Genomic DNA, 20,248 nt, shown 5'->3' with positions numbered 1-20,248 from the left:
ACCGCTACTTTGTCATGTTTTTCTCAAAAAAGAAGAAAAGTTGACAAAAATAAAATAGGAAAGTGACATACACTCTCCTATTTTATTTCTCTATGCGTATGAATGTAAACCCGCGATAATTAAGTTTACTACAATAAAGTTAAACATAATGATTGCAAAACCAATTACAGCTAACCATGCTGACTTCTCTCCGTGCCATCCTTTTGATAAACGTAAATGTAATACCGCCGCATAAAAGAGCCAAGTAATAAGCGCCCAAACCTCTTTTGGATCCCAGCCCCAAAAACGTGTCCACGCTATTTGAGCCCAAATCATGGCGAAAATTAATGCACCTAATGTGAAAACTGGGAATCCAATTGCAATAGAACGATATCCTATTTCATCTAACAAATCGCTATTCGTATTTTTCACTAACGGCTGAAGTGCCGCTGATACTCGTTTACGTAAAATTAGCCTTAATACGATATAGAGTAACGTTCCGACTAACACTGACCAAATAACAGTATTTAATTTTTTCGCATTTACAATCGCCGGAACCTCAACTGTCGGCTCTAATTTATTTTCTGTAAGTAACTTCCCTTCATGCGGCCCCACTAAAGCCGGAAGATTGTATTTCATTTCCACTTGTTGTTCATTTTTATCAATCCATTGAAACTTTGCTTCATATTTCATACTAGAAAATACCGTTGTCACTCCAATAAATCCAACTGTACAAACAAGTGTGAATACTACCGTCTCTAGCCAAAATGTGCGTTTACTTTTCACTGATTGATCTACATTTTTCAATAAATACATAACGCCCGTAATAAAACTAATTGCTAAAATTGCTTGTCCTGCAGCCGCAGTCGTTACGTGAATATGTAACCAATTACTTTTTAAAGATGGAATAAGCGGTGATATTTCCCTCGGAAACATACTTGCATAAGCAATTAATAAAAGCGCAACTGGTAATGCAAATAGTCCGATTATACTTACGCGGTACATAAAGTACATGACAATAAATGCTCCAACAAGCATCATGCCGAAAAACGTACCAAATTCAAAAAAGTTGCTAACTGGCGCATGACCTGATGCAATCCACCTTGTTACAAAATAAACTGTTTGTGCAATAAACCCTAAAATTGTAATCGTTATTCCTACGTTTGCCCATTTATGGCCCTTTTCTTTAATTGCTCCCCCAAAAAATAGAGTGGCAATTAAATATAAAATAAATGCGGTAAAGAGAAAGTTACTACTTATTTGCACCATATCGTTTCCCCACCTTAACTAATTTTTTTATCGACTACTTTATCATTTGGTTGCGGAATTGCTGTACCTTCTAGTACTCTTTCAATATCTTTCTTTAAACCGAACCAGTTTTTATTCGTATGTCCTGCAATCCACCATTCATCATTAACGCGTTGTATCCAAATACGGCGATGATTCCAATACATTCCTTGAATGACACCAACCATAAATATAAATCCTCCAATACCGAGAATCCAAAGCGTTAAATCTTTCCTTACAGTAAGTGCTGTTGCATTTTGCATTTCCACGCCTGCAAACGACATTTTATATTTATTATTTCCATCAGGTTCTATATTTTGCTGAATACCAACAAAACTCACTTCACCATCTGGTGTTTCAGGCGTAAACATTTTAAATACAAATGCAGGGTTGTTTGGTAATTTTGTTTTTGTATTTGGTCTTCCATTCTCATCAAAATAAAAATCAGGGAAATAGCTTAATAGTTCTAAAGAATAACCATTTCCTAAATCATATTTTTCTGCAGGGTTTGTTAAATCAACTTTAATCGGTCCCCACTTTTGATTATTTTCTTTATTTTGCAAACGGAAGGACATACTTTTAAATTCATTTTCTCTATAACTCAATTGATAAACAGCAAATTGATCAAATTTCAGCGGTTCATTTACTCGAATTTCAACTTCTTTTACTTTTTCCAATTTTGGTTTTTGTCCAGCTATCTTTTCACCTACCGCTTTATATAATACGGCATTCGTTTGGAAGTTTTTCGCAATCATTTTATCACCTACACGGTCAATTGCTTCATCAAAAACTTCCTTGTCCTTACTTTTATCATAAACTTCCTTTATAAACTTCTCACTTTTTAAATAATATTGGCCATCCGTCCCTGGTATTTCTTTCGTTTCACCATCACGTAACCAAAGCGTTTCATCTACATACATACTCGGTAAAAAACGAAGCATCGCACCGAATAAAAAGATAATAAGACCGATATGATTTACATATGGACCCCAACGCGAGAAACGTCCCTTTTCCGCTAAAACGTTTCCGTCTTCCACTTTCACATTATAGTTCGTTTTCTTTAAATTCTTTTGAACTTTGTCAAAATCTCCCTCTTGCGGTGTACCAGTGCCATATAATCTTTGTCTCTTTAAAAAACTAGGGTGCCTTTTTACCCCTTGCTTCTTTAAAGCTTTATAAAGTGGAATGACACGGTCTAAGCTACATATCACAAGAGAAATACCAATTGAAGCAATTAACATCATATACCACCATGAACCGTATAAATTATTAAAGCCTAATTGATAGTATAATTGCCCTAAAAATCCGTATTCTTGCTTATAATATTCAGCTGGTGCAATTCCTGGAGTTATGTACATTTCTTGCGGAAAAATAGTCCCTATCGCCGATGCAGCTAAAGTGATTACAATGAGCCATACACCCACTTTTACAGAAGAGAAAAAGCTCCAAATTTTATCAATAATCGTTTTTGTTTGCGTGAGAGATCTCCGAGCACTCCCCTCATAGCGCATATCCAATAGTTTTATATTTTCATTGCTTTCAAATGGTTTCCCACAAGCTTCACAAAAAACAGTTCCTATCGGATTCACATGTCCACATTCACATTTAATTTCTTTCAACACTCTCACCGCCCCTGTATCTATATGTACTATTGTATATTCTAACCTCGAGTTACCGCAATACTCAGAATTTTTAAACCGAAGGCACTATAGGTAAGCGCCTTGTATGTAAAGGTTTTCTTTATTACGGAGTGATTTTCTTTAAATACTCCTCCAATTGTTCCTTCGTTTGTTCACCTTTAATCTCTTGAATCACCTTACCATCTTTATCAATCAAGAAGCTTGTTGGTAATGGTATTACTCCATACGTTTTTATAATTTCTCCACCTTTATCGATTGCAACGGGGAACTTAAGATCGTATTGTTTCACAAAATTCTTAACAGCAATATCCGTTTCATCTGCATCTAACGCAATGATTTCAACGCCTTTTTCTTTATACTTTGGATATAGTTCATTCATATAAGGCATTTCTTTCTCACAAGGTTTACACCACGTACCCCAAAAGTTTAAAAATACACCTTTTCCCTTAAAATCTTTTAGCTCAATTTTCTTTCCTTCTAAATCTGTCACAACAAAGTTAGGTGCTTCTTTTCCAATTTCCATTTTCTCTTCTTTAGAGAAATATCCTTGATAAAGTGTAAATCCTACAGCACCGCTTAAAATGAGCAGAATAATAACGCGAAATAATAAGCGATTTTTTTTCATATTGTTTCCCCTCTCTTCGACGAGTGATGAATATATGTATTTTTAATAAATCACCAGCGGAGCATTCCACTGGTGAAAGTTTCACAATATCGATTAGCGAGGCTTTGTAGAAGCCAATGCACGTAATTGTTTCACCTCATGCGGTGTCAATTCTCTTGCATCACCAGGTCGCAAGCTACCCACTTCTAAAAAGGCGTAGCGTTCACGCTTTAGTTTCACTACTTTACAGTCTAAAGCTTCAAACATACGACGTACTTGACGGTTACGTCCTTCATGAATTGTTAATTGTACAATCGCCATTTCTTTACGCTTGTCCCAAGAAATAATCTTCACACGCGCTGGTGCTGTTTTTCCGTCTTCTAACATAACACCGCGTTCTAACATGCGAATTTTCTCACCTGTTAGAGGACCTTTTATTTTTGCAACATATGTTTTTTCAACTTTATATCTAGGGTGCATTAATACATTTGCGAAGTCCCCATCGTTTGTCATTAATAATACGCCAGACGTATCATAATCTAAGCGTCCGATTGGGAATAAACGTTGTGTAATTTCCGGGAAAAAGTCTGTTACAACACTTCTTCCTTTATCATCTGATACACTTGAAATTACGCCAGTTGGTTTATATAGTAAAAAATAAACAGGTTCTTCTTTTTCAAGAGGGATGTTATTTACTTCTACTTTATCTTGAGGAGTTACTTTCGTTCCTAACTCCTTCACTATTTTTCCGTTAACTTTCACTTTTCCTTGCTGAATTAATTCCTCAGCCTTTCTTCTCGATGCAATACCTGCTTGCGCAATCACTTTTTGTAATCGTTCCATTTCTTTTTTTCACCTCGAATTTATCTTACCTTACATTAGAAAGACTTGGCAACCGCATACGCTTAACGGCTTTTCGCTTCCTCTTACTTAAACAACATAGCGATGATAATAAACATATAAAGGTCAAATCATGGTTTTACCTTTTATTATTGTCCATATTTTTCATATTGCTCACAATAAAAGTTCATTATTTTGTCAAAAATACCGCATAAAAAAACCACTATTAAGCAACACCTTAATAGTGGTCGTATACGTATTATAAGCGAAATAGCATAAAAAATGAATAGTATTACTTAAACATTAAAGAAACAAACACAATCGAACAAATAATTCCGATTAAATCAGCAAAAAGTCCTACTTTTAATGCATCTCCCATTTTTCTAATTCCAACAGCTCCAAAGTATACTGTTAAAATATAAAAAGTCGTATCTGTACTCCCTTGCATTGTAGAAGCCAATCGGCCAATGAATGAGTCTGGTCCATATGTGGCAATTAAATCGGTCGTAATACTTAAACCAGCAGAGCCCGAAATAGGACGTATAAGTGCTAGTGGAACAATTTCTGCTGGTACATGAATTAAATCTAACATCGGCTTCATTACTGATATCATTGCATCCAATGCACCTGAAGCTCGAAATATAGAAATAGATACGAGCATTCCAACCATAAACGGTAAAATAGAGATTGCAATTTGAATCCCTTCTTTTCCCCCCTCAACGAACGATTCATACGTCGGCACTTTCTTTATCGTTCCATATAAAAGGATAAAACCAATTACACAAGGGATTACCCATAATGATATCGTATTAACAATACTCATTTTTTCCGCCCCTTCCTACTCCTTCTTCGGTAAAAATAGCGATCAATCCAAATCGCTCCGATCATAGAGAGTACTTGTGCAATGAATGTTACCCCAACAATTTCAGTAGGATTCGCTGATTCATACGTCATTCGAATCGAAATGACAGTAGTAGGAATTAAAGTAATCGCTGATGTATTTAACGCAAGAAACGTCACCATAGAACGGCTCGCCGAATCCTTTCCCCCATTTAACTCTTTCAATTGTTCCATCGCTTTTATACCAAGAGGGGTCGCAGCATTACCTAACCCAAAAAAGTTAGCCATCATATTCGATAAAATAAATCCCATTGACGGATGGTCCTTTGGTATTTCTGGAAACAATCTTTTTACTATCGGCATAAAAAGTGACACTAACTTTTTTAACAATCCTGCTTCTTCTGCAACTTTCATTAAACCGAGCCAAAATACTAAAACACTAATGAGTCCTATACAAATTGTTACTGCGTCTTTTGCTCCATCAAATACTGCTTTATTGATTGCTTCCATCGTTCCATTTATCATGGCATATACAATCCCTATGACTGCCATCGCTACCCATACGAGATTAACCATCGCTTCCAACACCTATCATATGAGAAAAAATTTCTTTCACATTATTCCAATATACTCCCGTTGTAGCTACTAATTTTCGTTTACTATAAAATAAATTTCGTTCTCCAACTTTCTCATTGCCAACATAAATTTCTGTCTTTCCAACCTTTACCCCATCCTTAAGTTTCGCACTTTTATCAAGTTCAACTTTTAATACGACATTCTTTCTTTCCTGCTCAGTTAAAGGTACCGCAAAACTATTTTTCGTATAAACATGATTGGCATATTTCTTTTCAGTTATTTCAGCAAGAGCTCCTTGTCCTACAACGTTTGTTTGTTTGAAACGTTCAAAACCTTTATCAAATAAATTCATATGATCATCCCAATCGCTAGAAGCGCTCAAAGTTACGACAATTAAATCTAGTCCATCTTTTGATGCTGTTGTAACAAGGGTCCGTCCTGCTTTCTTCGTAAAACCCGTTTTTCCTCCTGTTGCAAATTCATAATAAGACGTCACAAGTTTATGTTTGTTTTTCCACGGATAATCCCACGAATCCGATTTATACGTTTTTGTCCCAAAAATCTTCTTAAAGGTTTCATTCCCCATTGCATACCTTGTTAAAAGTGCCATGTCATAGGCCGACGAATAATGGGATCCATCTCCATCCAAACCATGTGGGTTTGAAAAGTGAGTATCTTTCATTCCAATTTGTTTCGCCTTTTCATTCATTAAATATACAAACCCATCTATACTCCCTCCTACATTTTCAGCAATTACTTGTGCTGCATCATTACCAGATCTAAGCATGAGTCCGTATACTAAATCCTCTAATTTTACTTTCTGTCCAGGCTTTAAATAAATTGCTGAGCCTTCTACTCTCACTGCTTCATTACTAACCGAGACCATTTCTTTCATTTTTCCTGACTCAGCAGCTAACAAGGCAGTCATAATTTTTGTTATACTAGCAATCTTTTGCGGCTCATGTTCTGCTTTTCCGTATAATACGCGACCTGACTGTTGCTCCATTAATACAGCATTTCGAGCACTAACATTGCTGGTCATCTTTGCATATGTAGGAATTGGTATAACGCTTGCGTACATAATAAGAAGCGTAATGATTACACAAATTCGTCTCATATTTCCCCCCACGTCCTTTTGGCACTTTTTGTACAAGTGTATGCTTGGCCTTTTAAAATATGAACGAAATCTCCCTCTCCTTCCAATAAAAAAGACGCAGAGAACCTGCGTCTAATAAGGTGTCCATTCTATTTGTTTTGCACTTTCAAATCTTTTTTCTACATCCGGCCAATTTACAACATTCCACCAATTTTTAATATATTCATCTTTTCGATTTTGATATTGTAAATAATACGCATGTTCCCACACGTCTAGTACAAGGAGCGGTATCGTATCCCATTGTGTAAATAATTGATGAAGTGTACTCTGCAAAATTTCTAATCTTCCCGATCGCGGAACCCAAACGAGAATTGCCCATCCTGAACCTTCCACTTTAGAGGCTGCTTCTGTGAAATGTTTTTGAAAACGCAAGAAACTTCCAAAATCTTGTTCAATCCGGTGTGAAAGAGCCCCTCTTGGACTTCCGCCGCCACCTTTTTTCATGTTATTCCAAAATATTGTGTGCAAGTAATGACCTGATCCATGAAAAGCAGCTTCTCTTTCCCAATGCTTAATTAAATCAAATTGATTTGTTTTTCTCGCTTCTTCCATCATCTTCTCTGCCTTATTTAATCCTTCCACGTAACTACGATGATGTTTATCATGGTGTAACATCATAATTTCTCTAGAAATATACGGTTCTAACGCATTATATGGATATGGTAATGGTGGGAGTGTATGCCCTCCAATTGGAACAGCTCGTTCACTATCCCCTCTTTCACATAGTTCATATTCCTCTTCTCCCTGCACGAATACTTCCTGCAAATGATGCTGAATATGTTCTACATCATCACTTATTTCATACATAAACTCTGCATCTGTATCATACTCATGCTCTTTCATACGGTCTAATAACGTTTGAATTTTATAAGCAAGCATATGGACATCATACACTTCCATTGCACGGCTATCTAATACGTGAAGAACACTTTCACACCAGCTTTCTACTTCATGAAAGTAATCTGTGAATACACCTTGCTGACTCATGTTACACCCCCTTAATGCTATCCCCTTAAATATATTCAAAGGAAATCCCTTATATAACTGTACAAAAGGAAAAGAAGCTAAGTACCCTTAGCTTCTTTTTCAGAATTAATATTTGTGTAACATCTTTGTTTGGTAATCCGTCTCATAATATTCTAGTTCTTCACGCATCAATTGAAATTTACCTTCTAAATTCTTCATTACTTGCTCTATAGATGCGGGTGGCGTTTGTTGGAAAACGATGGAGTTTTTCCCTGTATAAGCAGATCGACTATTTTCATACCAATGATCACTCTTTGGTGAAAAAAACTCTGCAATTACTTGATGATAAATTTTATATAAAATCTTTTCAGCTGCTGTCTTTCGAAATGGCTGGCTATTTAACAAAACAAAACACGCATCATGCCCTTCTTCACAAAAAACGAGAAGACGTCTTATTGACGCTAATAACCCTTTATAATATTGTTCGTTTCCTGCCGGTGTCTCTTCTAATAAAGAAGGCAACGTATGATAATTTACATAATTGGTTATCAAATGAATAACATCTTCTAAAAACATAGAAACTTGTTCTGTTTGATTTTCCACCATTAGATTAGACATTTTTCCCTCTCCTTTGCCATTTCACGCTATTTCTACTCTTTTATTTTTATGTAATTCAGCCAATATTTCTTGTACTTTCACGACTATTTCCTCATCAAAATATTGTTGGAATTCTTCTATATTATTTAAATACAAACGTTTTTGCATGCGAAGCTCATTCTCTTTCAATAAACAACAGATCGCTACAATATCCCGCAAATATATGTCTTGATTTTCTACTTTACATACCGGATTTCCTTCAAAAGGAGTAATTTCTTGTAAAACTTCTTCAAAATACCGAACATATAAAACAGAAAAGGTTCTTTCTTTATCATTTAATATATATGTCACTTCAGATCTATTAAAGAAATCTTCTGATGTATTAGGTTTTGCTTTCTCTAGCTCATATCCCGCATAACCTATTATAATCATCTACTTCCCCTCTCTTCCTTCTTTCAATTTATTTTAACTTAATTTTCTGACAAACGAAATACTCTTTTAAATATAATCCCTATAAAAAATAGCTTCCTTATACAGGAATTTACCTTTTTATTTTTCTTGAAGTTTGTCATAATAATATTATTGTCTCAGTTTTCTTATACAAGGAGAGTTGTATTTATGTCGTTTTCATGGAAACGTTTCTTACAAATCGGGAAAATTATCTTCCCATTTGTTGTATTAACCATTGTATTCTTTCAAGCAAAAAAAGAATTAGCAGGCATTTCTTTTTTAGAAGCAATCAATACAATTAAAAACATTCCAACCGGAGGAGTCTTTTTAGCAATTACACTTGGTGCATTTGCCGTATCAACAATGTTCTTTTACGACTATGTTATGCTTCGTTATTTAAAAGCGGATATACCTGTCCAAAAGATTTTTCGTATCTCATGGATTGCTAATACTTTAAATGGATTTATTGGATTTGGTGGTCTCGTTGGAGCAGGTGTACGAACAATGCTTTATCGTCCATACATAAAAGAAAATGGCAAACTTATTAAAAGTATCGCCTGGATGACAACCGCTTTTATTAACGGACTCGCTATTCTTTCGTTCCTCGGTCTTATTGGAATATTAGACACAAGTTTTATTTTGCATGAAAAACCGTGGCTATGGCCTGTTTTGATCTTCTTCGCCCTTTTCGTCCCTATATACATCGGCTTTTCTAAACTAAAAAATAGAAAACCAAAGCAAACTGAAGGACAAGTTGAAGGAGAAGAAGAGAAAAACCCAACTGTTTTATACTCATTAGTTTCGTTAGTTGAGTGGGTATCTGCTGGCATTGTTATGTACGTCATACTAATATTATTTGGCATTGATATCGAATTTCAAAAGTTTTTAGGCGTGTATGTCATTGCTGCTTTAGCTGGTGTTGTTAGTCTTGTACCTGGTGGACTTGGTTCATTTGACCTTGTCTTTTTAACTGGGCTCGGACAATATGGCATTGATACAGGCGTATTACTACCTGCTATGTTATTATATCGCCTCGTCTATTACATTTTACCATTCTGCCTTGGTCTTATTTTTGCAGCTTTTGAAATGACAGGCGTGGCCATTAAAAAGTTTGAAGACAAACCTTTTATTGCGCCTGCATTAGAAACAACTGGTGTTATATGGACTTTGCAGCGTGATTTTCTAGGAAAACTAGGTTCATGGGCCTCTGCTGCTTTAACAGTATTTGCTGGATTAATGGTTATTTTATCGACTATTCTACCGACAAGTATAAACAGAGCTCACGCCTTACATATTCTAGCTCCAAAACATCTTATTCAATTTTCTTTTAGCTTATCACTAACATTCGGTATTCTCCTCCTGATCCTTTCACGAGGCATATATTATGGAACAAAGCGTTCTTACTATATGACGATTATTTCTTTAATCGGAGCAGCTATCTTTAATACGCTAAAAGGGATTGATATTGAAGAAACGTTTATTTTATTAATTGTACTCGCTGTATTATATATGCTTCGTAAAAGATTTGTACGCGAGAAAATGGAAGTCTCACTTTCTGATATCGTAAAAGTTTTTATATTCTTACTTATAACTTTATATTTATATAAAAACTTAGGTATTTTATTTGCAGGTGCAAAAGAAGCTTTTAAACCTGATTTTGTCGTTCGTAATATTACGCAAGTAAAACGAAGTGCATTAGCAGCTGCCTTTTTCGTTCCTACATTTTTACTGATTGGCTCACTCATTGCTAATCGTTATCGAAATGAATTTCCCGGGCAACCAGCTAATGATAAAAGATTGCAAAACTTTTTAGATGAACATGGTGGAAATGTACTTAGTCATTTAGGTTTTTTAGGTGATAAACAATTCTTCTTTAGTAGTGATGGGAAAGCGCTCCTTCTCTTCTCTATAACTGGAAAACGTCTTGTTGTGCTAGGTGATCCAATTGGAGATCCTTCCTCCTACCGTACTGTGTTACAAGAGTTTTTAGCTGAAGCTGACCGATTTGGATACATTTGTGTATTCTACCAAATCGAAAGTAAATGGATGAGTTTATATCATGATTTTGGTTATAACTTCTTTAAGCTTGGTGAAGAAGCTGTCGTTGATTTGAACACATTTACAATAACAGGAAAAAAACGTGCCGGTATGCGAGCGACTTTCAACCGTTTTGAACGAGAAGGCTATACATTCTCTATTCACCAGCCGCCGTTCTCAGATGAACTATTTGAAGAATTAAGAAAAGTTTCAGATGCGTGGCTCGGTAGAAAAAAAGAGAAAAGTTTCTCACTCGGATACTTTGATCGTGAATATATTAGCCGTGCTCCTATCGCTACATTATCTGATGCAGATGGAAAAATCATTGCATTCACGACATTTATGCCCGTATATCAAGACGGATCATTGTCTGTTGATTTAATGCGCTATTATCCAGATGCGCCTAGCGGCATTATGGATGCAATTTTCATCCACCTATTCCAGTGGGCAAAAGAAAATGAATACCACTCCTTTAATATTGGTATGGCACCACTTTCAAATGTAGGTTTATCGACACAATCTTTCTGGTCTGAACGGGTTGCTGCTGCCATCTTTAATAATGTTCGTTATACATATAGTTTCAGCGGGTTACGACATTTTAAAGAAAAATATAAACCAGCATGGAGCGGTAAATATTTAGCATTTAGAAAGAATCATTCTTTACCAATTACAATGCTCTCTGTAACAAAATTAATAGGAAAAAGAAAAAACAGCTAAATAGTTAGCTGTTTTTTCTTTTTTGAACTTGTACAATAAATTCTTTTTCATATTTCTTACCATTTATATAGAAATCTCCCCATATTTTGTACGTTCCTTCCGCAGGAAATGTAATACGGTATTGTAATTGTCCATCTGTATCAACAGGGATTGCATATAAAAAATTTTCTCTCGTTTCGTCCACAATATAGAGCGCCTCCACTTCTCCTCTCTCTGAATGTAATTTCAATTTTTCACCCTTTTTCGCTTGAAATTGAAATGTTAACGTCACTGGCTCATTCGGATGCAGTGCACCGAATAAAAGAGAAACTTCATACTCCCCTATTTTTTTTGTAAGTACACTATCGATTGGAAATTTTACTTTTTTCTTATTTTTCTCCTCTATTTCCTTCCCAAAATCTTTCTTCGCAAATGATTGCACAGACTTATTTTTGTCTTCATATAAAAATATTGTATATCCTTCATCTTTCGCTATTTTAGAAGATACCTTATATGATCCATTTCCTGCGAATGTAGGTTTCATTTGTTGTACATGTTTTAATTGTCCGTCTACAATAACTGCCCGAATTTGATCATTCACACCACGCACTTCGCTATTTTTATTATTTAATAATTGAAACACAATATCTGCTTTCTCATTTCCTTTTCCATTTGACACATCCCATTTTACTTCCTGAACATCACCTACAGTCTCTGTTGTTTCTTGATACTTTTTTATGTAAAATCCGCCTACTACAACAAATAGCAAAGCAACGAGTCCAATGACAAGATTTTTCAAAACATCACCTACCATTTTTATAGTCTCTATTCATACAAAACTTCTTACATATATATTCTAGATGATAATTTATGAAATCCTTCTGTTTTGCACATATTACAAATAATAAAAAGATTTTAATTGAAAGGATTCGTAGTGTATAATGCAAATGATATTGATTTCTATCAATACATTATAAGGAGGACTTTTCATGAGTGTACATATTGAAGCAAAACAAGGCGAAATTGCTGAATCTATTCTATTACCTGGTGATCCATTACGTGCAAAATATATTGCTGAAACATTTCTAGAGGACGTTACTTGCTATAATAACGTGCGTGGTATGTTAGGTTTCACTGGAACTTATAAAGGAAAACGTGTATCTGTGCAAGGTACAGGTATGGGTGTTCCTTCTATTTCTATTTATGTAAACGAATTAATCCAAAGCTACGGAGTTAAAAATTTAATTCGCGTTGGAACTTGCGGTGCCATTCAAAAAGACGTAAAAGTACGTGACGTTATTATCGCAATGACAGCTTGTACGGATTCTAACATGAACCGTTTAACATTCCCAGGTTTTGACTTTGCACCAGCTGCAAACTTCGATCTTTTAAAGAAAGCTTATGATGCTGGAACTGAAAAAGGCTTACACGTTCGTGTTGGTAACGTTTTAACAGCAGATGTATTTTACCGCGAAAGCATGGACATGGTTAAAAAACTTGGAGATTACGGTGTACTAGCAGTAGAAATGGAAACAACTGCTCTTTACACATTAGCAGCGAAATACGGTGTAAATGCGTTATCTGTATTAACAGTAAGCGATCACATTTTCACTGGTGAAGAAACAACATCTGAAGAGCGTCAAACTACATTTAACGAAATGATTGAAATCGCTTTAGATGCAGCAATTCAACAATAATACATTAAAGAACTCGTCATACGTCTGTCGAGTTCTTTTTATGTGACTTTTTATAAAAAACTACTTTCGGAAGAGACAGATTTTCTCCTCTACTTTTTTGTAACGTTTGTTATAATAAAGAAATCATTTACAGTATTTCTCACAAGAGGTGACGCAGTGAAAAACAGAAGTATCGTCTTTAAACTATTTCTATTAACATCAACATTATTTACAATCATATTCCTCCTTTTTTTCCTAGGACAATCTCTATTTTTAGAGAAATTTTATATTAATAAAAAAGTAAAAACAGTACAAACTGCTTTTGAGAAGTTTGTAGATGCTTACGAAAAAAGTGATAAAAGTGATAAAAGTTATGAAGAAATTCGAAAACTAAAACAAGAATTTCATGATAAAACAAATGCTGACATGCAATTTTTAAATGCGAATGGCATTATTAAAAGCGACAGCAATTACTATATTGATGTATTTAATCCTAAAAATAATGAAACATATTCCATTCCGCTCAATAATCTTTTAACACCCGAAGAATATAAGAAATTCGAAAACTTAGGATTGAAAAAAGACGATGTGATAAACGTCGTCGGTTTACTACAAAACAATACAATAACACCAATAAAATTGACAACAAATTATAATAGATGGCAAAACGAATATACCAATTCAGATTTTTCATCTATTAATGGTAACCCTTCTAAAAATAGACTTACAAACCGATACAAAACTGTTACTCAAATTGAGTTTACTGGTACGATCTCTAAGTTACAGCTTCCATCGAAAGCCGAGGTTCGTCTTGCAAATGATATTGAAACATTACAAGCCGTTCAATATTTTGCAGAGCTTATTAGAAATGGCACTGCTAACTCGCAGCAATTAAACACTTATATAATAGATAGCGGGGAGAATATAAAGAATAGTATCTTTGTAAAACCTATTATAGAAAATGGAGAGATTACAGAATATGCTTTTGCGATAGCATCCTTGCAACCTGTTAATGAAGCGATGCTCGTTTTGAAAGATTATTATGTCTATGCCTTAATCATCGTATTTCTCGTAATTATTTTGTTATCCTTCTACTACTCAAAAATCATTGTGAAGCCATTAATTAAAATGAATCGCGTTACAAAGAAAATGGCTAATTTTGATTTTAGCGAGAAATTACCTGTAACAGCAGATGATGAAATTGGCGGACTTTCCGGCAGTATTAATACGTTATCTGTAAATTTAAAAGACCGAATCGATCGATTAAATGTTGCCAATACAAAATTACAACAAGATATTGAACGTGAACGTCAATTAGAGAAAACGCGAAAAGAATTCATTTCTGGTGTATCACACGAATTAAAAACACCGCTCAGTGTAATTAGAAGTTTCGCAGAAGGAATTAAAGATGGTGTTAGTAGAGATACGACGTATTATACAGATGTTATTTTAGAAGAAACTGAAAATATGAACAGACTTATTGTTGAAATGTTAGAATTAGCAAAATTAGAATCAGGTACGTACAAACTAGATATGACGACATTCTCAATCGGTGAATTAATTCAACAAGTCTATACAAAGTTATTATTTAGCATGGAAGAAAAGCATTTACAAGTGAACATAGATGTAGACTCTTCTATATTTGTGAAAGCGAATCGCAGTCGTATTGAACAAGTGGTTGTGAATTTACTTAGCAATGCAATTCGCTATACGCCAGATGGAGAAAAAATCCAAGTCTCCGTTATAGCAATGGAAGATACAGTAAAGGTCGAAATTGAAAACACGGGAAACCCTATTCCAGAAGAAAGTCTTGAAAAAATTTGGGATCGTTTCTACCGTTTAGATGCATCGCGCAGCCGTCATACTGGTGGTACTGGTCTTGGATTATCTATTGTTAAAAATATTTTAGACCTCCACGATGCCGAGTACGGTGTATATAATACGACTAATAGTGTTGTATTCTACTTTAATTTACAAAAAGTAAAAGAAGTCAAATAATTTGTCTTAATTTCACTAGGAGTTCACATGAAATTCACACTCTCCCTTTATAGTAAGAGACAAGTTAATCCTTTCCTTTACACATATAAAAGAGGAGAGTGCGTGAAATGAAACAAGCAGGACAACCTATTCAAAACGAAAAACAATTAGAAACTATCAAAAATATACTTTTACAATCTTCGAAACGTGATGGCTTATTATTCGTATTAGCTGTAAATTCTGGCTTAAAAGTAAGTGAAATCTTACAATTAAAAGTTAGTGATGTAATCGATGAAAATGAAAATGTTCGCCATTCCATTTTATTTTACAATGAAAAAGTAAAGAAACATAAATGGTTCGCTGTAAATGAAGACTTACAGCACGCGATCGAAGACTATATGAAAGAACGTAAAACTTGGAAACGTAATGAACCATTGTTAAAGTCTCAAAAAGGAACAAAATCTATTACGAGACAACATGCGTGGTACATTTTAAACAAGGCTGCAAAAGAAGTTGGATTAGAAGGGATTAGCTCACATACACTTCGAAAAACTTGGGGATATTGTGCATACAAATCAGGTGTTGATATCGCATTTTTACAACACTTCTTTGATCATAGTACTCCATCAAAAACTTTAAAGTATATCGGTATTGCTTAATAACTCTTATACATAAAAAAGGTTACCATTTATAAATGGTAACCTTTTTTATGTTTCACATTCTCTTTTCTTGTCTCTCCTATATTGTAGTGGTACTCTAATAGTAAGGGGGAGAAATTATGAACACTTTAACAATTGAATTACCGAAAGAAACGGCTGAAAAACTTGATTTATTAAAACAAGCTTATGAAAAGAAAACAGGTGCTTCTATTTCTGAGAGTACTCTTGTTCAAACACTTATCTCAAAAGAATTTATCCAAGCGATAACTCCTTTTGATTTACAACAATTCATCACTAGCAAAGAACAGCATTAATTGCTGTTCTTTTTTTATACTTTATCCCGCATTAACGGGCAGTAAGACCCCACCTCAAAATTCAGCGGAAGCAAAGAAGTTAGGTGGGGGGCGGGCTACCCGTAAACGCCCGATTGGTTCAACTAATAATCAGTGGGGGATAAACACCCCCCCACTGATTAAAGTTTCACTTTATCAGGGGTTTGCCGGAAATCTACCTCGAAACAATTCCTTACTTTAGCCAAACTTCTATTAGGCATCTCCCTATCGTTACTACCTCACAAAAAATTTTTTATTTATTTTCAGGAAAACCATTGACAATGATAATGATAACCATTATCATTTATTACGAAGCCAACAATTGATGAATCAACCAAACGCTCAGTAACATTGTTACCCCTCTTTTTCATATAGAAAGGCACTGTACATTCCCCCTGTTTGTACAGTGCCTTTCTTGTTTATTATCACTCAAACAAATTTAATTGCTCAGGCTTTGGCTCACCATATGTAATGTTCATCATTTTCATAAGCTGTTTCGCATTATCAGCTGCATCTCCGCCTGAATTATTGTTAAATAGTACGTATATGTCCTTTGTCTTCTTTTTTAATTGTTCTAGTCTTTCTACCCATTCTTCTAATTCTTTATTGTTGTAACGATATAAGCAACGAACCGCTCTCCAATTTTCCCCTTTATCAAGCCAGCCATGAACATTTCGGCCATGAAAACGTATTAACACCATCTCTGCATTCGTTACTTCTAATACGAGTGGTACTGAACCCATCCCTGCTTGTGGCTCATCACAAATTGTATGAATCCATTTCTCTTGCTCTAGAAACTGTAACGTCTTATCTCTCATTTCTGGATAAAACCATGTTTGATTTCGAAATTCTATTGCACACGGCAAACCTTCCATGTTTTCTTTCGTATATCGGAGAAAATCTACATTTTTCTTTTTACAATCAAACCATGGTGGATATTGAAATAAAATCGTTTTTAATTTACCAGCTTCAATTAAAGGAAGAATAGATTGTTTATATACATCAAACATCTCATCGAACGTAGAAAAAGGAATTTCACCTTTCATATGTCCTGTCATTCCTTGATATGCTTTGACGATAAAAGAAAAATCTTTCGGTGTTTCCATTGCCCATTTTGTATAGTTTCGTGCAGGTTGCATCGCATAAAATGAACTATCCACTTCTACTATAGGGAAATACTCACTATATGTTCGTAATTTATTTCTATTTTCATAGGGGTCTATATATAAAGAATCATGATCTCCCCACCCTGTTACTCCAATGAAAAGCAAATATATTCCTCCCTTTTTAACTTCACCTACTATCCATTCTACTCACTTCCTGAACACTTCGACCAATCAATTTCATTAAGTAGTCCCTTCTTTAAGAGTATCCGTATAAAAATATGATATACTAGATGGAAGAATTTTTAAATTGAGGGGTTATTTATTTATGCTTCCAAAAGATGATATTGTGTGTCATGAAAAACGAATAGAAGAATTAGAAAATAAAGTACGTTTTTATGAAGAACTTGTGAATCAATTACCACATCATTTCACATATAAAAATCCACAGATTGGTTTACAAATAAAGAAAACGAGATCAACTCATTCTATTCAAAACATACAAAAAGAGAATAAAGAGGCTGATTTTCAGCTTACTTGCGATTCATTATTTTTATTTAAACAACTTGAAACATACTTTGTTCATATTTTTGATGCTTTTTCACATCATGTAACCTTTGTTGATAATAAAGGAAATATAACTTTATGTAATCAGGCTGCGGCAGATGATTTTGGTGTAGTACGAAATGATATAATCGGAAAACCAATTCAACAATTACTAAAATTACCTGAAGAAAAAATTAAAGCTCTTGAAACATTAAGAACAGGCACAGAAATATATAATGAAGAAGTTTTAGACAAAAACTATGGCATTTTAAATAATCGAATTATTCGTGATTATAACGGAGAAATTTTTAGAGTTATTAGTGTCTTTCATTATTTAAACACAGAACGTGATGCAGAAAAATTTTCGTTAGCAGGGCGAATTGCAGCTGGTATTGCACATGAAGTACGTAATCCTCTTACAACCGTACGAGGTTATTTACAATTTTTACAAGAAACTGTTTCTCCATCTAATAAAGAACTATTTAAAAACTTACTTATTCCTGAATTAGATCGCGCAAATAGTATCATTACAAAATTTTTATCTATTTCAAAAACACGTGAATTTACAAGAGAACCCTTTCCAATTAATACATTTTTACGTGAGTATATTCAACAGTTACTAGCTAGCGAAGTCTTTTTACATAACATTTCAATTGATTATAATTTTTCTACCGAATTAGATGATATTTTAGTTCATATTGATCGTCATGAACTTGTGCAAGTTTTTTTAAACTTATTCCAGAACGCTGTCGATGCTCAAGGAGAAAAAAAACTTTCTATCCAAATTACTAGTTACCGCCTAGATAATTTTGTTCGTATTACTTTCACTGATAATGGGACTGGTATTCCACCAGCGATTCAAGAATATATATTTGATCCATTCTTCTCAACAAAAGATTCCGGTACAGGACTCGGATTGGCAGTAACGAAAAAAATTATTCAAAATCATAACGGTACATTAAAAATGACTAGTAATGAAGATGGCACTACTTTTACTATTTCAATTCCAATCTTACCTAAAACAGCCCTTGAAAGATTAAATCAAGACAAATAAAATCCAATCCATGAGCTACATGTCAATTGTTAAATCCCTCAACAATTGACATGTAGCTTTTTATATTGAACTTTTCTTCTTTACATTATATAAAAAGCTTTAATCAGTAGGTGGTTCTTCATCTCCCACTGATTATCAGCCCTCACCAATCGGGCTTTTATGGGCAGTTGATATCCCACCTAATTTCTTTGCTTTCGCTGAATTTTGAGGTGGGGGTCTTACTGCCCATTAAAGCGGGATAAAACCTTCTCTATATCTTACTTATTTGTTTGCCAAGCGGGCCAATTTCTTATTTTTTTAGAAATGGTAGTTTGTCCATCACGGATTTAGTATAAATTTCATTTTAATATATAGTAATGACTATTGATTCTATGAAAGAAAGGAATGAAAAGATGAACAATAAAAATAAAGGAAAAGTATTTTATGGTAATGACTGTTGCGAAGTCAGAGCTTGTAGTCATATTAACATCTCTAAGTCCGAACTTACAGAATTCGTTAGACTTCTTCAAGCTCTTGGCCAAGCTATTCAAGCTGTCTTTCAAAACCCTTCTCAAAATAATATCGATAACTTGATCGCTGCCCTAAATAACTTACAAAAATTTCTCAATTGCTTAGATTTATCTCCAGCACAAAGACAAATTGGAAATTCTATCATTGCTAATCTATTAACTATTTTAAGAACAACACCTTTCTCATGCGGAGCGTTGTACGTTGAACTACAAAGCCTGCTTAATTATTTATTGTATATCGCTAAGTTATTCAAAGTAGATTGTTGTACGACCGACAAACTAGTTAAACTCATAACAGAGATCCAAGCTATCCTAGTTCAATACGGGTCAGGATGCCTTGGAGGAGGAGCAACTGGCGCTACTGGTGCTACTGGTGCTACTGGCGCTACTGGACCTCAAGGACCGGCGGGTGCTCAAGGTGCTACTGGGCCTCAGGGACCGGCAGGCGCTCAAGGCGCTACTGGACCTCAAGGGCCTCAAGGCGCTCAAGGACCAGCAGGTGTTCAAGGCGCTACTGGACCTCAAGGGCCTCAAGGTATTCAAGGGCCGGCAGGCGCTCAAGGTGCTACTGGAGCTCAAGGTCCGGCAGGCGCTCAAGGTGCTACTGGTGCTCAAGGACCAGCGGGCGCTAAAGGGGCTACTGGACCTCAAGGACCGGCAGGCGCTCAAGGTGCTACTGGTGCTCAAGGACCAGCGGGCGCAACAGGCGCTACTGGACCTCAAG

General features: G+C 35.0%; 19 protein-coding genes. 7 read left to right on the top strand and 12 right to left on the bottom strand.

The genetic code is table 11. The annotated features are described in order from the left end of the window. Nucleotides 1–90 precede the first annotated feature (90 nt). The 10 genes from resC to MR079_RS06275 form a co-directional block, all read right to left on the bottom strand. Complete coding sequence (gene resC, locus MR079_RS06320) at nucleotides 91–1,248, bottom strand: cytochrome c biogenesis protein ResC (RefSeq protein ID WP_000250094.1); 1,158 nt, start codon at nucleotides 1,246–1,248, stop codon at nucleotides 91–93. Nucleotides 1,249–1,262: 14 nt separating this feature from the next. Then, nucleotides 1,263–2,888 (bottom strand): cytochrome c biogenesis protein ResB, encoded by a 1,626-nt coding sequence (resB, locus tag MR079_RS06315; RefSeq protein WP_103626989.1) that lies wholly within the window; start codon nucleotides 2,886–2,888, stop codon nucleotides 1,263–1,265. A 121-nt stretch (nucleotides 2,889–3,009) separates the two neighbouring features. Continuing rightward, nucleotides 3,010–3,531: a thiol-disulfide oxidoreductase ResA gene (gene resA, locus MR079_RS06310; RefSeq protein WP_000742210.1), complete on the bottom strand. Its 522-nt coding sequence runs from the start codon at nucleotides 3,529–3,531 to the stop codon at nucleotides 3,010–3,012. A 93-nt stretch (nucleotides 3,532–3,624) separates the two neighbouring features. After that, nucleotides 3,625–4,353, bottom strand: a complete 729-nt coding sequence (rluB, locus tag MR079_RS06305; protein WP_000440555.1) for a 23S rRNA pseudouridine(2605) synthase RluB — start codon at nucleotides 4,351–4,353, stop codon at nucleotides 3,625–3,627. A gap of 289 nt (nucleotides 4,354–4,642) precedes the next feature. Beyond that, nucleotides 4,643–5,173: a spore maturation protein SpmB gene (gene spmB / locus MR079_RS06300; RefSeq protein WP_000029511.1), complete on the bottom strand. Its 531-nt coding sequence runs from the start codon at nucleotides 5,171–5,173 to the stop codon at nucleotides 4,643–4,645. Continuing rightward, nucleotides 5,170–5,766, bottom strand: coding sequence for a spore maturation protein SpmA (spmA, locus tag MR079_RS06295; protein ID WP_000247807.1), 597 nt, complete (start codon nucleotides 5,764–5,766; stop codon nucleotides 5,170–5,172). The genes spmB and spmA overlap by 4 nt, the downstream gene beginning before the upstream one ends. Continuing rightward, nucleotides 5,759–6,883, bottom strand: coding sequence for a D-alanyl-D-alanine carboxypeptidase DacB (gene dacB, locus MR079_RS06290; protein ID WP_139868096.1), 1,125 nt, complete (start codon nucleotides 6,881–6,883; stop codon nucleotides 5,759–5,761). Before dacB ends, spmA begins: the two co-directional genes overlap by 8 nt. Nucleotides 6,884–6,994: 111 nt before the next feature. Beyond that, nucleotides 6,995–7,909 carry a superoxide dismutase gene (locus MR079_RS06285; RefSeq protein ID WP_000082669.1) on the bottom strand — a complete coding sequence of 305 codons (915 nt, stop codon included), beginning with the start codon at nucleotides 7,907–7,909 and terminating at the stop codon, nucleotides 6,995–6,997. A gap of 105 nt (nucleotides 7,910–8,014) precedes the next feature. Further along, on the bottom strand, nucleotides 8,015–8,506 hold the full coding sequence (locus MR079_RS06280; RefSeq protein ID WP_000067566.1) for a YpuI family protein: 492 nt from the start codon (nucleotides 8,504–8,506) through the stop codon (nucleotides 8,015–8,017). 21 nt (nucleotides 8,507–8,527) lie between these two features. Beyond that, nucleotides 8,528–8,917, bottom strand: coding sequence for a hypothetical protein (locus tag MR079_RS06275; RefSeq protein WP_000583785.1), 390 nt, complete (start codon nucleotides 8,915–8,917; stop codon nucleotides 8,528–8,530). A 186-nt stretch (nucleotides 8,918–9,103) separates the two neighbouring features. Here MR079_RS06275 and mprF point away from each other — a divergent pair, with 186 nt between their 5' ends. Continuing rightward, nucleotides 9,104–11,689 carry a bifunctional lysylphosphatidylglycerol flippase/synthetase MprF gene (gene mprF, locus MR079_RS06270; protein ID WP_242293732.1) on the top strand — a complete coding sequence of 862 codons (2,586 nt, stop codon included), beginning with the start codon at nucleotides 9,104–9,106 and terminating at the stop codon, nucleotides 11,687–11,689. Nucleotides 11,690–11,693: 4 nt separating this feature from the next. Here the strand turns inward: mprF and MR079_RS06265 are convergent, their stop codons facing one another. Continuing rightward, complete coding sequence (locus tag MR079_RS06265; protein ID WP_139868101.1) at nucleotides 11,694–12,482, bottom strand: hypothetical protein; 789 nt, start codon at nucleotides 12,480–12,482, stop codon at nucleotides 11,694–11,696. Nucleotides 12,483–12,657: 175 nt separating this feature from the next. Here MR079_RS06265 and deoD point away from each other — a divergent pair, with 175 nt between their 5' ends. From deoD to MR079_RS06245, 4 genes are all read left to right on the top strand, one after another. Continuing rightward, the gene (deoD, locus tag MR079_RS06260; RefSeq protein ID WP_000110707.1) at nucleotides 12,658–13,365 is read left to right on the top strand and encodes a purine-nucleoside phosphorylase; all 708 of its coding nucleotides are present in this window, start codon (nucleotides 12,658–12,660) and stop codon (nucleotides 13,363–13,365) included. A gap of 156 nt (nucleotides 13,366–13,521) precedes the next feature. Then, nucleotides 13,522–15,342 (top strand): sensor histidine kinase, encoded by a 1,821-nt coding sequence (locus tag MR079_RS06255; RefSeq protein ID WP_242293731.1) that lies wholly within the window; start codon nucleotides 13,522–13,524, stop codon nucleotides 15,340–15,342. Nucleotides 15,343–15,449: 107 nt separating this feature from the next. Next, nucleotides 15,450–15,980, top strand: a complete 531-nt coding sequence (locus MR079_RS06250) for a tyrosine-type recombinase/integrase (RefSeq protein ID WP_000806236.1) — start codon at nucleotides 15,450–15,452, stop codon at nucleotides 15,978–15,980. Nucleotides 15,981–16,099: 119 nt separating this feature from the next. Then, nucleotides 16,100–16,294, top strand: coding sequence for a DUF3924 family protein (locus tag MR079_RS06245; protein WP_001094859.1), 195 nt, complete (start codon nucleotides 16,100–16,102; stop codon nucleotides 16,292–16,294). Between the two features lie 443 nt (nucleotides 16,295–16,737). On the opposite strand, the gene MR079_RS06240 is transcribed toward MR079_RS06245, so the two are convergent. Then, on the bottom strand, nucleotides 16,738–17,583 hold the full coding sequence (locus tag MR079_RS06240) for a DUF72 domain-containing protein (protein ID WP_139868105.1): 846 nt from the start codon (nucleotides 17,581–17,583) through the stop codon (nucleotides 16,738–16,740). Between the two features lie 160 nt (nucleotides 17,584–17,743). Between MR079_RS06240 and MR079_RS06235 the strand changes: the two genes are divergently transcribed. Together MR079_RS06235 and MR079_RS06230 are read left to right on the top strand one after the other, a co-directional pair. Continuing rightward, complete coding sequence (locus tag MR079_RS06235; RefSeq protein ID WP_139868106.1) at nucleotides 17,744–19,015, top strand: ATP-binding protein; 1,272 nt, start codon at nucleotides 17,744–17,746, stop codon at nucleotides 19,013–19,015. Between the two features lie 392 nt (nucleotides 19,016–19,407). After that, nucleotides 19,408–20,248, top strand: an 841-nt coding sequence (locus tag MR079_RS06230; RefSeq protein WP_242293730.1) for a collagen-like repeat preface domain-containing protein, incomplete at its 3' end; no start/stop codon positions are given.

It is taken from the genome of Bacillus cereus group sp. BfR-BA-01381, assembly GCF_022663555.1.
In the GTDB taxonomy this organism is placed as follows: Bacteria; Bacillota; Bacilli; order Bacillales; family Bacillaceae_G; genus Bacillus_A; species Bacillus_A pacificus.
The sequence above is the reverse complement of the archived record's forward strand: the minus strand, read 5'-3'. Positions and strand labels throughout refer to the sequence as shown.

Bases quoted from the DNA above. Each gene is read 5' to 3' on its own strand.
- MR079_RS06265 (WP_139868101.1), bottom strand. From the start codon at position 12,482: ATGGTAGGTGATGTTTTGAAAAATCTTGTCATTGGACTCGTTGCTTTG.
- MR079_RS06285 (WP_000082669.1), bottom strand. From the start codon at position 7,909: ATGAGTCAGCAAGGTGTATTCACAGATTACTTTCATGAAGTAGAAAGC.
- spmA (WP_000247807.1), bottom strand. From the start codon at position 5,766: ATGGTTAATCTCGTATGGGTAGCGATGGCAGTCATAGGGATTGTATAT.
- resA (WP_000742210.1), bottom strand. From the start codon at position 3,531: ATGAAAAAAAATCGCTTATTATTTCGCGTTATTATTCTGCTCATTTTA.
- rluB (WP_000440555.1), bottom strand. From the start codon at position 4,353: ATGGAACGATTACAAAAAGTGATTGCGCAAGCAGGTATTGCATCGAGA.
- MR079_RS06250 (WP_000806236.1), top strand. From the start codon at position 15,450: ATGAAACAAGCAGGACAACCTATTCAAAACGAAAAACAATTAGAAACT.
- MR079_RS06245 (WP_001094859.1), top strand. From the start codon at position 16,100: ATGAACACTTTAACAATTGAATTACCGAAAGAAACGGCTGAAAAACTT.
- dacB (WP_139868096.1), bottom strand. From the start codon at position 6,883: ATGAGACGAATTTGTGTAATCATTACGCTTCTTATTATGTACGCAAGC.
- MR079_RS06235 (WP_139868106.1), top strand. From the start codon at position 17,744: ATGCTTCCAAAAGATGATATTGTGTGTCATGAAAAACGAATAGAAGAA.
- spmB (WP_000029511.1), bottom strand. From the start codon at position 5,173: ATGAGTATTGTTAATACGATATCATTATGGGTAATCCCTTGTGTAATT.
- mprF (WP_242293732.1), top strand. From the start codon at position 9,104: ATGTCGTTTTCATGGAAACGTTTCTTACAAATCGGGAAAATTATCTTC.
- resC (WP_000250094.1), bottom strand. From the start codon at position 1,248: ATGGTGCAAATAAGTAGTAACTTTCTCTTTACCGCATTTATTTTATAT.
- MR079_RS06280 (WP_000067566.1), bottom strand. From the start codon at position 8,506: ATGTCTAATCTAATGGTGGAAAATCAAACAGAACAAGTTTCTATGTTT.
- deoD (WP_000110707.1), top strand. From the start codon at position 12,658: ATGAGTGTACATATTGAAGCAAAACAAGGCGAAATTGCTGAATCTATT.
- MR079_RS06275 (WP_000583785.1), bottom strand. From the start codon at position 8,917: ATGATTATAATAGGTTATGCGGGATATGAGCTAGAGAAAGCAAAACCT.